The organism is Candidatus Epulonipiscium viviparus (genome assembly GCF_000171335.1).
Taxonomy (GTDB): domain Bacteria; phylum Bacillota; class Clostridia; order Lachnospirales; family Cellulosilyticaceae; genus Epulonipiscioides; species Epulonipiscioides viviparus.
Map to the genome: position 1 here is coordinate 1 of NZ_ABEQ01000015.3, position 16,230 is coordinate 16,230.

Consider the following 16,230-nt stretch of genomic DNA (forward strand, 5'->3'; position numbering starts at 1 on the left):
TCCTTCTAAGCTCCAAATCCATTAGTGGTCCTTGGAAATACGAAGGCGAAATGAAAGTAAACCACAACGACTCGCAGCGCGCATATCGATACGAAAGAAATCTATCGGGAGTTGAGCTAGAAGACGGGTCCTTGCTCTTTGTTAGCAAAGCTGGCAATATGATCAAAAGCACTTCAGGAATTTTGGGGCCCTACGAAGTGCTAACAGGCACAATCCAAGAGAACACAACAGTGCCCGAACGGTATCGCAAGTCTGTATACGAAGATCCCGTAATGTGGAAAGACGAGCTGCAATACCATATGATAATAAATGGATTTATCGATTTTAGGGCCATATACTTGCGATCTGCAGATGGGATCAACTGGTTCTACGAAGACGGCTTCGCATACACATCGACATCCACAGTATATGAAAACGGTGTACGAACATTATGGCATAAGATAGAGCGCCCCAACGTGCTAGTAGACAAATACGGCAGAGCCACGCACCTGTCAATGGCCGTGATCGACATCAACAAAGCCAATGACTATCCGAACGACAATCATAGCTCTAAAAACCAAATTTTGCCATTAATAATCCCTCGCAGGCTAAGACGCCTCAGCGAAACAGAAATCCTCATATTAGATGAAGATACGTTAGTAGAAACTGACTCTCCCGAGCTTGCGGCAACAGAAATCAAAGATAACGCACCGGCTAATGCTATCAACGATGACACATCGGCTAACGCTATCAAAGATGACGCATCAGCTCACGCTATCAAAGGCGACGATTCTGCTAATACGATCGAAGGCCACTCATCGACTCACGCGTTCGAAGGCGACGTATCGGCTAATACGATCAACGATGACGCATCGGCTCACGCTATCAACGATGACGGATCGGCTCACGCGATTGAAGGTGACGCATCGGCTAACGCGGTCGGAAGTGACTCATCGGCTAACGCTATCGAAAACGACTCATCTGCTAATACGATCGAAGATGACGCACCGGCTAACGCGTTCGAAGGTGACTCATCGGCTAACGCTATCGAAGATGATGCATCGGCTCACGCTATCAAAGGCGACGATTCTGCTAATGCGATCAACGATGACGAATCGGCTAATACGATCAAAGATGACGGATCGGCTAACGCGTTCGAAGGTGACTCATCGGCTAACGCTATCGAAAACGACTCATCGGCTAATGCGATCAACGATGACGTATCGGCTAACGCGTTCGAAGGTGACTCATCGGCTAATACGATCAACGACGACAAATCTGCTAATACGATCGAAGATGATGCATCGGCTCACACGATCAACGATGCCGTATCGGCTAACGCTATCAAAGATGACGCATCAGCTCACGCTATCAAAGGCGACAATTCTGCTCACACGATCAACGATGACACATCGGCTAATACGATCAACGATGACGTATCGGCTCACGCTATCGAAAACGACTCATCTGCTAATACGACCAACGATGACGGATCGGCTCACGCTATCGAAAACGACTCATCTGCTAATACGACCAACGATGACGTATCGGCTCACGCTATCAAAGGCGACGATTCTGCTCACACGATCAACGATGACGTATCGGCTCACGCTATCGAAAACGACTCATCTGCTAATACGATCAAAGATGACGGATCGGCTCACGCTATCAAAGGCGACGTATCGGCTCACGCAATCGAAGGCGACGTATCTGCTAATACGATCGAAAGTGACTCATCGGCTAATGTGATCGGAAGTGACTCATCGGATAATACGATCAACGATGACGTATCTGATAACACGATCAATGTCGATGGATCTTCCAATATAATCCATGTCGATGAATCAGCTAATGCGATCAACGGCGACGTATCGGCTCACGCTATCGAAGATGACGCATCGGCTAATACGATCAACGATGACTCATCGGCTAACGCGGTCGGACGTGACGCATCGGATAACGCAATCGAAGGTGACGCATCGACTCACGCTATCAAAGATGATGCATCGGCTAATACGATCAACGATGCCGAATCTGCTCACGCTATCGAAAACGACTCATCGGCTAATGCGATCAACGGCGACGTATCTGCTCACGCTATCGAAGATGACTCATCGGCTCACGCTATCGAAGGCGACGTATCTGCTAATACGATCGAAGGTGACGCATCGGCTCACGCTATCAAAGATGACGATTCTGCTAATACGATCAAAGATGACGCATCGGCTCACGCTATCAAAGATGACGTATCGGCTAACGCGGTCGGAAGTGACTCATCGGCTAATGCGATCAAAGATGACGCATCGGCTCACGCTATCAAAGATGCCGAATCGGCTCACGCTATCGAAAATGACGCATCGGCTAACGCGTTCGAAGGTGACTCATCGGCTAATGTGATCGGAAGTGAGTCATCGGCTAACGCGGTCGGACGTGACGCATCGGCTAATGTGGTCGGAAGTGATGCATCTGCTAATGTGATCGGAAGTGACTCATCGGATAACGCGGTCGGAAGTGATGCATCTGCTAATGTGATCGGAAGTGACTCATCGGCTAATGTGATCGGAAGTGATGCATCTGCTAACGCGGTCGGAAGTGACGCATCGGCTAACGCGGTCGGAAGTGACTCATCGGCTAATGTGATCGGAAGTGACTCATCGGCTAATGTGATCGGAAGTGACTCATCGGCTAATGTGATCGGAAGTGACTCATCGGCTAATGTGATCGGAAGTGACTCATCGGCTAATGTGATCGGAAGTGACTCATCGGCTAATGTGATCGGAAGTGACTCATCGGCTAATGTGATCGGAAGTGACTCATCGGCTAATGTGATCGGAAGTGACTCATCGGCTAATGTGATCGGAAGTGACTCATCGGCTAATGTGATCGGAAGTGACTCATCGGATAACGCGGTCGGAAGTGACGCATCGGATAACGCGGTCGAAAGTGACTCATCGGCTAACGCGGTCGGAAGTGATGCATCGGATAATGTGATCGGAAGTGATGCATCTGCTAATGCGGTCGGAAGTGATGCATCGGCTAATGTGATCGGAAGTGATTCATCGGCTAACGCGGTCGGACGTGACGCATCGACTAATGTGATCGGAAGTGACTCATCGGCTAATGTGATCGGAAGTGACTCATCGGATAACGCGGTCGGACGTGACGCATCGGCTAATGTGATCGGAAGTGACTCATCGGCTAATGTGATCGGAAGTGACGCATCGGATAATGTGATCGAAAGTGACTCATCGGATAATGTGATCGGAAGTGACTCATCGGCTAATGTGATCGGAAGTGACTCATCGGCTAATGTGATCGGAAGTGATGCATCAGCTAATGCGATTAACGGCGACGTATCGGCTAACGCGTTCGAAGGTGACTCATCGGCTAATGTGATCGAAGGCCACTCATCGGCTCACGCGTTCGAAGGCGACGTATCGGCTCACGCGATTGAAGGTGACGCATCAGCTCACGCTATCGAAGATGACGCATCGGCTAATGCGATCAACGATGACGTATCTGATAACACGATCAATGTCGATGGATCTTCCAATATAATCCATGTCGACGAATCGGCTAATACGATCAAAAGTTCTACTCGTATTACCGACGACCAGGCAATGGAACTCGCAAGTCAAGCCCTACATGAGTTGTTCAAAGCCTTTTCTGATGCAAATGTAGCTTATGAACCTGCTAACGCGGTCGGAAGTGATGCATCGGCTAATGTGATCGGAAGTGACTCATCGGCTAACGCGGTCAGAAGTGATGCATCGGCTCATGTGATCAGAAGTGACTCATCGGCTAATGTGATCGGAAGTGATGCATCTGCTAATGTGATCAGAAGTGACTCATCGGCTAATGCGGTCGGAAGTGACTCATCGGCTAACACGGTCGGACGTGACGCATCGGCTAACGCGGCCAGAAGTGATGCATCGGCTAATGTGATCAGAAGTGACTCATCGGCTAACGCTATCGAAGGCGACGTATCGGCTCACGCTATCAAAGGCGACGTATCGACTCACGCTATCAAAGGCGACGCATCGGCTAATGCGATCAACGATGACGTATCTGATAACACTATCAATGTCGATGAATCTTCCAATATAATCCATGTCGACGAATCTGCTAATACGATCAAAAGTTCTACTCGTATTACCGACGACCAGGCAATGGAACTCGTAAGTCAAGCCCTACATGAGTTGTTCAAAGCCTTTTCTGATGCAAATGTAGCTTATGAACCTGCTAACGCGGTCGGAAGTGACTCATCGGCTAATGTGATCGAAAGTAATGCATCGGCTAACGCGGTCGGAAGTGACTCATCTGCTAATGTGATCAGAAGTGACTCATCGGCTAATGTGATCGGAAGTGATGCATCGGATAACGCGGTCGGACGTGACGCATCGGATAATGTGATCGGAAGTGACTCATCGGATAACGCGGTCGGACGTGACGCATCGGCTAATGTGATCAGAAGTGATTCATCGGATAACACGGTCGGAAGTGACTCATCGGCTAATGTGATCGGAAGTGACTCATCGGATAACGCGGTCGGACGTGACGCATCGGATAACGCGGTCGGAAGTGACTCATCGGCTAACGCGGTCGGACGTGACTCATCGGATAACGCGGTCGGACGTGATGCATCTGCTAATGTGATCGGAAGTGATGCATCGGCTAATGTGATAGGAAGTGATGCATCGGCTAATGTGATAGGAAGTGATGCATCGGCTAACGCGATCGGAAGTGATGCATCGGCTAACGCGGTCGGAAGTGACTCATCGGCTAACGCAGTCGGAAGTGACTCATCGGCTAACGCGGTCGGACGTGACGCATCGGCTAACGCGGTCGAACGTGACGCATCGGCTCACGCTATCGAAGGTGACGCATCGGCTAATGTGATCGGAAGTGATGCATCTGCTAATGTGATCGGAAGTGACTCATCGGATAATGTGATCGGAAGTGACGCATCGGATAACGCGGTCGAAAGTGATTCATCGGCTAATGTGATCGGAAGTGACGCATCGGATAATGTGATCGGAAGTGATGCATCGGCTAAGGCGATTGAAGGTGACGCTTATGCGTTCGAAGACGAAATCACCGCCATTGCAACTAAGACCACTGATATTAATGATTTTATAATGGAATCTTTTATATTCGGTGCAGCAAAAGCGGTAAATTTTGGTAAAGGTGCTAGGGCTATTGCTATTCGAAAACATGCCGAGGGCACCGTTGTAACGTTCGCTGGAGATACCTACTTAACCGCTGACCCATGCGATTTCGTTGCCAAGCTAATAGGCAGGACTAAGGATGGTAAATTGGTTGTAGGATATGTATAAGCAACGGAGATTACTTTGGCTTTTGGAATGGCTTGGGCAATGGAGGCGGTCATAATTTCAGTGGTCGCTAAAACAAAATAATTAGCATAAAATTATGAATTCTGACAAATGATATAATGAGGTGTCATCATTATTAGACGCCTTTAATATCCCCGGAAAGGAAATATAATTGTGAACCAACCTAATATCGTTTTTATAATGACTGATGACCATGCGTCTCACTCGATGAGCTGTTATGGTAGCAAGATCAATGTGACGCCCAATATGGACCGCATTGCCAATGAAGGAATGAGATTTGATAATTGTTTTTGTACGAACTCCATTTGTGCACCCAGTAGAGCTGTCATTCTTACTGGAAAACACAGCCATCTTAATGGGGTAATTACGCTAAATGACGAATTTGATGGTAGACAGCAGACGTTTCCTAAGTTGCTACAAAAAGCGGGATACCAAACCGGCATAATTGGTAAGTGGCATCTTGGGGAGGGAGGATATGCGGACCCTACTGGATTTGACTATTATTGTGTTCTTCACGGACAGGGCGAGTATTTTGACCCTAAGATGAGAGAGCAGGGCGAGGATAAAATTTTTAAAGGCTACGCCACAGATATTATTACTGATATGTCTCTTAACTTTATTAAGGATCGCGACAAAAGTAAGCCTTTTATGTTGATGTGCCACCACAAAGCGCCGCATAGACCGTGGACCGTGAGTGCCAAATATGCTGATCTATATAAAGATGAAGAAATACTGCAACCCGAAACTTTTGACGATGACTACGCCACCCGTTGCGACGCGGCTCGTGAAGCAGAAATGMGAATYGATAACGATTTTATGTATCGAGATTTAAAACTTGTCCCTCCTCCGACTAAAAGACCTATGGACAAAATTCCGCCACCAGATTCGTTAGAGGGATATACGCTGACTCCGGAAGAAACGGGTGTRCCAGTTAGTTTTAGTAGCTATGCYGAGCTYAAAAATTTCAAATACCAACGATATATCAAAGACTATTTACGATGCGTTGCCAGCGTAGACGATGGAATCGGGCAGCTGCTAGATTGCCTGAACGAAGAGGGCATTGCGGAAGATACGATTGTAGTCTATACTTCTGACCAGGGATTTTTCTTGGGAGATCACGGGTGGTATGACAAGAGATTTATGTATGAGGAATCTTTGAGGATGCCGTTTGTAATTAAATATCCGCGCGCGATCAAAGCGGGGCGAGTTAGCGATAAGATGATTCTTAATTTAGATTTTGCCGAAACATTTCTAGACTTTGCGGGAGTGCCGATTCCAGATGATATGCAAGGAAAATCGTTTAGGCGAATATTAGAAGACGAAAACGCACCGGCAATTCAGACTGCAATGTATTATAGATACTGGATGCACCTTGCGCACCACAATATCTGGTCTCACTATGGAATTCGCACCCTCGACTATAAGCTGATTTACTATTACGCGCAGGCATTGGGAAAAAGTGGTACTATAGATGAGTATCGAGAAGCGGCATGGGAATTGTTTGATTTAAAAAAGGATCCTCACGAATTAAACAACGTATACGACAACCCCGAGTATGCCGATTTAATCGTAAAGTTAAAAGATGAGATGTATAAATTGAAGGCTGAAGCCGAAGATGAAGAGTAAGTTTTCCCCCTGTCAATGGGGGAAATTTATATTATAGCAAGATAATCTTTACAAACCGTATAGATTTTATCTTGCCCCACGATATAGCTTAACCAATCTTTTGGAATGGCAGAAAATCCATAATAAACACCAGCAAGTCCGCCAGTGATCGCACCAATTGTGTCGGTATCGCCACCCAAATTGATAGCCCGAACAATGGCTTGGTCATAATTATTGGTGGACATAAAACTCCATATGGCAGATTCTAGGCTATATACTACATACCCTGTAGACTTGATTTCGTCTCGCTCGGCAACTAAAATTTCACCGCTAAACAGCCTGTGATAAAACTTGAAGTCTTTTTTAAATACATTAGTTATTGAGATGAAATTCATAGTTTTTTCGTATGCGGCATATTTGTCAAGTGATATGAGATTTATAACAAAYTCAACATATATTAAACAGGCCAAAATAGAGCGCGGATGCCTATGTGTGAGAGAACAGACTTCTGTGATTAAAGCAAGTTTATATGAAAAATCCTTGTCTCGTAAAACAAACGCAAAAGGAAGTATTCGCATTAACGCACCGTTGCCATTGCTATATTCATCGTCGCCGCCACATAACAAAAGCGGAACTTTCATCATTATATTTGAGAGCGCAATTCGTGTGGCCAAACCTATATCAAATATTTCACCATGAGCGGACATATATCCTGTTCTATACCACTCTATAAAGTAATGTGCTAATTTTTGGATGGAATATCCTTCCGAAATGGTTTGTATCGAGCATAGGAGCAACGAAGAATCGTCTGACCAAGTCCCAGGAGGCTGATCATAGACTTCATAGCCACGCATTTCGAATATCGGATCTTCATCTCTGGCTTGTCTTGTTGTAAATTCTGCTGGAACCCCCATAGCATCTGCTACAATAAAGCCCAAAAATGCACCTATAATTTTATTTGTAAAATCAGTTGTATTCATACCTTCCACTCCTAAATTACTGTTCTATTTTACTATATTATGGATTCGCGATTTTAGAACCTCGAGTTATACGCAACAAAAAAGCCTCCCACTGTGGGAGGCATCAGAAAAGAGTTCGTACGGATTGGCGCTCTATTATGTTTCCGGCGACAAGAGTCCTAAATCCATCGCATTCTTCTTGTTCTTGGGTTCGTGTAATTAACTGTATCACTTTATCGACCATGCTTTCTATATCAAATTTCATGGTGGTTAAAGGTGGTTTACATATTTTAGAAAAGCTGTCATCATCAAATGTTACGATCGAAATATCTGCTGGTATTTTAAGGTCTTGAGCCTCGAGTTCCATGGCAACTTTAAAAGCCGTCTCTCCACAGTTACATACAAAGGCTGTCGGCAAGTCATTTGGTAGGTATATATTTTTCTCCTTGCCATTCGCATCTCGGTCATCTACAAGAATGCTGGGATTTAGTCCCTTTTCGTATAAAGCTTTTAGGTAGCCAAGATATCTATCGAGTATACTTGCTGTGCTGCGGATGGTGCCCACAAATCCTATCTTACGGTGACCCCTGTCGATCAAGTATTTGGTGATTTCGTATGCTCCGTAAAAATTATCTACCGCAACGCAGGCCTCGGGATGATCAGATAAATAGTAATCCAAAAATAGTATATTCAAATTACTTTTGCGCAGCTTCTCGATAAAAAYGTCTTTTAATGGCCCCATAATAATTACGTCCGAAATTTTGTTGGCAAGCAAATTATCTATAACTTTATCAATGTTCGTTTCGCTATGCTTTACCGGCATTAAGCTGCACAAAAAATCAGCATGCATTAATTTGCTAACCAACTGTTGATAAAAATCCATATAGAAAGTTTGGTATAAATCGTTTTGWAGATATCTTTCTCGAACGAGCACTGCTATTTTACCGCTCTCATAATTCTTATTTTTAATAGGCATATATCCCATGTCTTTTGCCGTTGTGTGTATGACTTTTCGCAATTCGTCACTGACACCTTCTTTATTGCTAAGAGCTTTTGATACTGTTACTTTACTAATCGATAATCTATCGGCAATGTCTTGTAGAATCACTTTTTTTTCATTCATAATTATGCGCCATTTCTATTCAATAATAAAAGTTGTRATACCCATTGCATTATCTTTCATGGCTTCGTGCGTTTTTGAAATATCTCGRTCTAACACAAGTCCTAGGCTATAGCAATACTCGGTGATGCCCGATAAATTAATCTTGAAATTAGTTTCCCAGAGGTTATTCATAATCCAAGAATATATCGGTCTATCGTTATTTGTTTCTTCATTATTACACAGCGTGATTGGATGCGATTTCAATTGCCCCATATATATAAGAGGAGCATCAAGGGTATTAATATATATGCTACTATGCTGATTTTGGTATATTATTCCATTATCGATCAAGTAGTATTCCATGCACGTTCCTGGTATTTGCTCAACGCCCGGTCTAAATGTCGCATCGGCTTTATCTACGTATGCTTTTTTAGCCGGTATGTTTAGCGCTAACGGTAAATATAAGCTTTCGGGATCTAATACCAGGGTCTTTGCGACTTTATACTTGAAGTCTATTTTAGGAATCTGGTGATAGAMTCTGATTATTATCGAGCTAAATTTGGTGCCCTCTAATTTATACGTAAGCTCAATTTCTGTATATACTTTGCCATGGGCTAGCAACTGGATATTCTCTAGTCTGCCATGATATTTTTTGGCATGCAAACCTCGGATGTTTCTGCCTAGTAGACGTCTCTCCTCATAGGCATTTGTGTTTGTTGCACTYACTTCGTAGATAGGCTCAAAAAACTTGGCACCGTCTACTAGCATYTCACAATTTTCTACCTTATTATAAAATGATGTTACCCCAAGACCGCTTTCGTAGCTGATTTTAAACCACTCGTTTTCTAGCTGATACGGCAAAGTACAAATTATCGGGTCGTACTCATTTACAATATCTTGGATGCGCTCTGAACCGATGTGTGCAATTCCTGAGTTTACCGCATGTTCAGCTTTCTCGATTTCTTGRTAAGTGTAAATTTTTTCTTCATGCGCGGCAAAGGTGTCAACAAATTTKATTTCGATGCCTCTTGGATGCGCACCGATTTGMGTTACCATCTTGACTCCATTGCATACGACGTTTATATCGCCAAAGCCCCACACTTCAATATAGAATGATACCACTTGTGTAACTTCCTCGTTTGACGGATTAATGGCTTTAACTTTGCCAGATCTKCCATAATATTGCAAGATGTCGCCTTTTTTATGCAGTATACGGACTAGGTTTTCTGATGCGCTTTCGTGTGCCTTTGATGCGTAGCTGATATTTCTGATATCGAGGTTTTGGACCATTGTATCGTATGGATTACTAATTGTGGATGAATGCCCCCAAGTATGCTCTGCAAATAGAAGCAGGTTGTTCTCGACGTTTTGCAGTCTCTGGTCGGTAAGCACCTCGCGGCTGGTATCCAGGGCTTGGCAAATTCTATGAATTCTAACGGCCTCTTTGGCATGTTTTACCGCGTATGGAGTGCTTCCTACCCCGTGTGACCACCAGTCGGTTAAGTCCCCGCTATATGTTGGAACGTCGATCAGCTTATCTGCTATCTTACTATAGAGCTCTTCAATCGTTAGCATTTCGAGCTGAATTTCATTTGTATACGCGTTAAACGCGTTGATCATTTCCATTATTATAGCATTAGGAGGCGCGTTGTCGCTAAATACTCCCGATATCGATAGCGGAATAAAGTCGTATTTATATCCATTGGCATCGCATTGAGCTATATATTTCATGATTGCCGCGTATGCTTTCTCAACCTGAACGAGATCCGCGCTTTCTGGTTTAGTTGGCACAAGCCCAAAGCTATTGCTAAGATGGTAGTGCTCGCCGCTCCAGACTAGTAACTTTTTGCCGTTGCGCTCCCAATAGTATGGCACCTGATTTTTATATAGCGGATACATGCCATGATGGCAATGGACGTTGGTGAATAAAAATTCTATTCCGTTCTCCAAAAATACATCTAACGCGCCTAATGGAATCCCGTTTATATCTGCGTTCATGGCTACTTTAATAGATGTATCATAATTTTTACAAGTTTGAACCATTTGCTTGGTCTTGGAATCTAGTATATACTTATCCACCAAATCGGTGAAGTTTAGATATGTTGCAGACAAGCCTATATTGCCTTTTTTTACCAAATCAAAAAACTGAACTCGTTGCGCCTCTGTTGCATCATCCAAAAATCTCTCTACGGCAAAATAAGATTCGCAATTCCATTTAAAATGCTTCATTTCAGTGTCGTTTTCGTAGCCTGCCAAAATCAAGTCCATTGCTTTATAGATATAATTAATGTGGTTATAGATAATCTTCTCTTGCAAGTCCGTATATCCAATATCTGTATGGGAGTGGTGTATGAGATATATTTTTTTCATCAATCAAACCTCTTTTCTTTATTATTGTTTAAGAAATTCATCTACCTGAGTTTGAATGGTATCTATCACTTTTTGTAACCCTATCTGGTTTAGCTTATCTTTATACTCCTGTATACCCTCTTCTGCATCTATCGAACCAGTTCGAAGAAGCGGCTCGTATTGTACACGCAAATTATTTATTGCCGCCATCTCGTTTTTGAGGTTCGATGTATCTACCGAAAAGCCTAGCAAGTTCGAGCGTATCGCACTGTCGTTTTCTTTCTTAAAAACTTCCCATTTGTTTTCTGGCTCACCTGCTAGAGTATAGGTATTAAATAGATTCCCTTGCGCAAAAGATGGTACGCTATACTTAGAAGATCCTTGCTCTGTTCGAAGAATTTGCGTATCATTAACCTTTGTATAATGCACGTCCTCGATGCCGTAATTAATTAAGTTATGCAGCTTCGGATCTACATTTAATGCCTGTAGGAAGTCGAGCGCTTCTCTCGGATGCTCGCTATTAATATTAATGCCATGCATAGCTCCGCGAGTACTGCTAGTGGTAACAATTGGTATAGYCAGAGGTGCTGTTACTACATCGAAGCCAATGTCTATGCTCCAAGTAACCTCGGCAAACGGCTGCCCATCTGCTATACTTACGCCCCAGTTTTCGGCTTCCGAGCCCATGTCTCCGTCGCTTGTGGCCGCATCGGGATCGACATATCCCTTCAAGAAAAAGTCGCGCACCGTTACAATATAATCTTTGATATCTGGTAGCTCATACATATATGAAACTTTTCCGTTCGCGTCTACTGCAATCGGGTAGTCAAAKCCTAATACATAGTCGTACTCGCCTCGATATATCTTTTGGTCCGATAGCAAGAGCGGCGTCGCATCTGGATAGTTTTCTTTTACGAATTTTAAATATGGATCTAGATCTGAAAATTTAGCTACATTTTGATAATCGAAATTTGCGGCTTCCACATATGCCTTGTTAAACTGATACATTGGCATCATGGCAATTTCCTTTTGCGTCGGAACCGCATATATTGAGCCGTTAACTTTGGCACCCTCCCAAAAGCCTTCGTTGATGGTAGTGTATAAGTCTTGATATTCTGGCATCGCAAGATATGGACTCAAATCCAAAAATGCCCCTTTTAACACATTTGCTTGGTAATCATTTGCCCATGAGCAAGTAAATATAATGTCGTATTCTTCGCCTGTATTTATGATCATTGCTGATTTTTGATTAAAGTCTCCAAAGTCGGTAAATACGATTTCTAAGCCAAAGCCAAAATTATCCAAAAGGTATTCATTTACGGCATCTTCTACTAGCTGCTGATCTGCCGGCGGGGTTCCAATAAAGTGAGCTTTCAACGTTACGGCATCATTGTCCTGATCTGAGTTACTACATCCTACGCCAACAATAGACATCGATGCTATCAAAAATGTTAATAGGTATTTTTTCAATTTCATATAACACTACTCCTTTTTATTTCAAAAAATCATCCACTTGAACTTGCATTTGATCTATAACTTTTTGCATACCAACTTCGTTTAACTTAGTTCTAAATTCTTCTATATAAGTTTCGACATCCACAGAGCCTGTTTGAATAAGCGGTTCGTATTGWGCGCGAAGGTTGTTCATTGCTGCAAGCTCGGTTTTGAGATCCGATATATTTGCAGCAAATCCCAGTAACGGCGAACGATATGCTTCATCGTTTTCTTGCTGAAATACTTCCCATTTATTTTCTGGCTCACCTTTTAGCGTATACGTATTAAATAAGTTGCCCAATGAAAATGMCGGAAKCGCATAYCTTCCCAKTCCAGCTTCGGTGCGTTCGATTTGCGTATCGCTAATTTTTTCGTAATGCACACCCTCGATGCCATAATTCAATAGATTATGAAATTCTGAATCAGTTGCTATAATTTGAAGCAAATCGAGAGCCTCTTCTGGATGTTCGCTGTTTTGATTAATACCCATCATAGCTCCGCGAGTACTGCTAGTAGTAACAATTGGTTTCGCCAGCTCTGCTGCGACGATATCRTATCCCGAATCTAGGCTCCAAGTAACTTCAGCAAAAGGTTGCCCWGATGCCAAGCCGAGCCCATACGCTTCGCCAAGCTGAGGTCTGCCAGTTCGCGTTGCCGCATCCAAGTTTACATAACCCTTCTCAAAAAACTCTCCCATAGTTATGACATGCTCTCGTACTTCCGGTAAATCATACATATATACAACTTTTCCATTATTATCCACAGCTAGGGGATACTCAAAGCCTAGCAAATAATCATATGTCCCTCCAAATATTCTATCGCCAAATACTAGCATGGGGTATGCTTCTGGATACGTATTTTTCACAAATTCCAAATAAGGTTCCACATCAGAAAGTTTGGTTACATTCTGATAATCAAAATCTGCTGCCTCCACATATGCCTTGTTAAATTGATACATCGGCATCAGAGCAATTTCTTTTTGCGTCGGAACCGCATATATCGAGCCATTAACTCGCGCTCCGTCCCAAAACCCTTCATCGATGGTTTCGTATAGCTCTTGATACTCTGGCGACTCAAGATATGGGGTTAAGTTTAAAAAGGCTCCCTTTAGCGCATTGTTCTGGTAGTCATTTGCCCAGGCACAAGTAAAAATAATATCGTAGTCTTCGCCAGAATTTATTATCAGTTGTGATTTTTGGTCAAAGTCACCAAAATCTGTAAATACCATCTCTAAGCCAAAACCAAAATTAGCCTTGAGATACTCGTTAAGCTTATCTTCTACTATTTGTTCATCTGCAGGTGGCGCACCGATAAAATGAGCTTTTAGAATAACATCATCGGAAGAAGCCGCGGAGGCGCACCCCACCATTGTCATAGATAGTGCCATACATGCGAAAAGATATTTTTTCATCGTTTTGTCTCCTTTAGTAAAAAGTGTATTATGAAAGTATTTTTAACAGCAGAAAAATATTACCCGTTCAGCGGCGGCAGCTTACTCTTTTACCGCACCAACTGTGAGCCCCTGTACAAAATATTTTTGAAAGTATGGGTAGGACAACGCTATCGGCAATACGACGATTACTACCACGGCCATTTTTAATGTATCTGACGGCATGTTGGCTGCAATCTCCGCGACGCTCGCACCCATATAAGCTGACATTTGCTTCAAAAAATTGCTTGTATTTTCCATTCGTATTAATAAATATTGAATAGGCACTTTGCTTTGTGTTTCGATATACAACATCGCTTGAAACCAGTCGTTCCAGTATCCCAATGTAAGAAACAATGCAATAGTGGCGATCCCCGGCTTGCCAACCGGAATAACGATTTTGGTGAAAGTTTGCCACTCTGTTGCTCCATCAACTTTGGCTGATTCTATGATCGCTTCTGGCACGAATCCTTGAAAAAATGCCTTTAGAACAAATATATAAAATGAGCTCATTAGCAATGGCAAAATCAATGCCCATAAGCTATCTTTTAAACCTAGAAGCGTGGTCATTATTAGATAGTTCGTTACCATACCACCCGAAAATAACATAGGGATCAATGCGACGACTGTGAAAAATTTTACATATCTGAAATTTTTGCGAGATAGCACATAGGCATAGGTAGACATCAAGATGCTTCCTAAYAGCGTACCGCCAATCGTTACGATCACAGAAACTAAAAAYGATGACATGATGCTTTGCCCATTGCTAAAAACATATTTRTATGCCTCCAAGCTCAGCTCCGATGGAAAAAAGCTATACCCATTTTCTGCAATAGAATTTTGGCTACTAAACGATATGATCACTACAAAAACAACTGGCAAAAGCATCAACAGAGCTAGTGTCGTAAAAATAATATGGAGCATTATATTGCTCGACTTGCTTATTTGCGAGAAATCTGTTTTGGTTTCCATTGTTCGTCCGTCCTCCTTTTGTTAGAATATTGCATTTTCTTTGTCAATCTTTGTTATAAGCCAGTTGCTAAGCAACACCAATACGCAACCTACAGTGGATTGGAACAACGCAGCGGCGGAGCTCATGCCAATATCTCCCAGGCTGGTCATCGCACGATAAACGAATGTGTCTACTGTTTGAGTTACGCTATATAGCGCACCMGAATTTCTTGGCACTTGATAAAACAGTCCAAAATCTGAGTTCAAAATTTTACTAACAGAAAGTATTACCAAAATAGTGACCACCGGCTTTAAGAAAGGAAGAGTGATGTATCGAATTTGTTGCATTTTGGTAGCGCCATCTAGCATGGCTGCCTCGTAATACGTTTTATCTATCCCCACAATGCTTGCAAGATACAAAACAGTGCCATACCCGAGACCTTTCCAAATATTTAGCGCAACCAAAAAGTATGGCCAATATTTGGGCTCTAAATAAAAGTTAATTGACTCATACCCAAACGCTTCGCGTATTGCATTAATTAAGCCCTTAGACGGATCCAAAAATGCAAAGAGAAAATAACTTACAACTACCCACGACAAAAAGTACGGAAAAAACATAATGCTCTGATAAACTTTAGCCGCTCTCTTGTTGCGCAACTCATTAATCGAGATAGCAATAATGATCGGTATCGCCGTACCCAAAACTATAAATAACAAATTGTATCCTATTGTATTGCGCAACATTAGYAATGTATCACTCGACGAAAACAAAAACTCAAAATTGTCTAGCCCCACCCAATCGCTTTGTATCAAACTATTTAAAAAACCACCTTTATGTATCTTGAAATCTTTAAACGCAATAACATTACCTATCAATGGCAAATAGCTAAAAACGATAAACCATATCAATCCTGGCAAAGCTAAAAGCAATAATTGGTTATTTTCCTTCAAATTGATTCGCTTCTTTTTCATGATATACGCCCTTTCCTTTTTATACTAATCCTCTTT

General features: G+C 42.8%; 9 protein-coding genes. 2 read left to right on the forward strand and 7 right to left on the reverse strand.

What is annotated here, in order from left to right:
* The first annotated feature begins 50 nt into the window (after positions 1–50).
* Complete coding sequence (locus EPU_RS13885; protein WP_207634959.1) at positions 51–5,315, forward strand: hypothetical protein; 5,265 nt, start codon at positions 51–53, stop codon at positions 5,313–5,315.
* 171 nt (positions 5,316–5,486) lie between these two features.
* Positions 5,487–6,959 (forward strand): sulfatase family protein, encoded by a 1,473-nt coding sequence (locus EPU_RS03390; RefSeq protein WP_029487927.1) that lies wholly within the window; start codon positions 5,487–5,489, stop codon positions 6,957–6,959.
* A gap of 26 nt (positions 6,960–6,985) precedes the next feature.
* On the opposite strand, the gene EPU_RS03395 is transcribed toward EPU_RS03390, so the two are convergent.
* The 7 genes from EPU_RS03395 to EPU_RS13895 form a co-directional block, all read right to left on the reverse strand.
* Positions 6,986–7,918 (reverse strand): ADP-ribosylglycohydrolase family protein, encoded by a 933-nt coding sequence (locus EPU_RS03395; protein WP_029487928.1) that lies wholly within the window; start codon positions 7,916–7,918, stop codon positions 6,986–6,988.
* 103 nt (positions 7,919–8,021) lie between these two features.
* The gene (locus EPU_RS11395) at positions 8,022–9,020 is read right to left on the reverse strand and encodes a LacI family DNA-binding transcriptional regulator (RefSeq protein ID WP_010166781.1); all 999 of its coding nucleotides are present in this window, start codon (positions 9,018–9,020) and stop codon (positions 8,022–8,024) included.
* 15 nt (positions 9,021–9,035) lie between these two features.
* On the reverse strand, positions 9,036–11,369 hold the full coding sequence (locus EPU_RS03405; RefSeq protein ID WP_029487929.1) for a glycoside hydrolase family 38 N-terminal domain-containing protein: 2,334 nt from the start codon (positions 11,367–11,369) through the stop codon (positions 9,036–9,038).
* 21 nt (positions 11,370–11,390) lie between these two features.
* Positions 11,391–12,824, reverse strand: coding sequence for an ABC transporter substrate-binding protein (locus tag EPU_RS03410; protein WP_010166783.1), 1,434 nt, complete (start codon positions 12,822–12,824; stop codon positions 11,391–11,393).
* Positions 12,825–12,840: 16 nt separating this feature from the next.
* Complete coding sequence (locus EPU_RS11400; protein ID WP_052296451.1) at positions 12,841–14,253, reverse strand: ABC transporter substrate-binding protein; 1,413 nt, start codon at positions 14,251–14,253, stop codon at positions 12,841–12,843.
* An 81-nt stretch (positions 14,254–14,334) separates the two neighbouring features.
* A complete protein-coding gene (locus tag EPU_RS13890; RefSeq protein ID WP_029487930.1) occupies positions 14,335–15,243 on the reverse strand; it encodes a carbohydrate ABC transporter permease in 909 nt (302 codons plus the stop codon).
* Between the two features lie 21 nt (positions 15,244–15,264).
* Positions 15,265–16,194 carry an ABC transporter permease gene (locus EPU_RS13895; protein WP_029487931.1) on the reverse strand — a complete coding sequence of 310 codons (930 nt, stop codon included), beginning with the start codon at positions 16,192–16,194 and terminating at the stop codon, positions 15,265–15,267.
* Between the last annotated feature and the right edge of the window lie 36 nt (positions 16,195–16,230).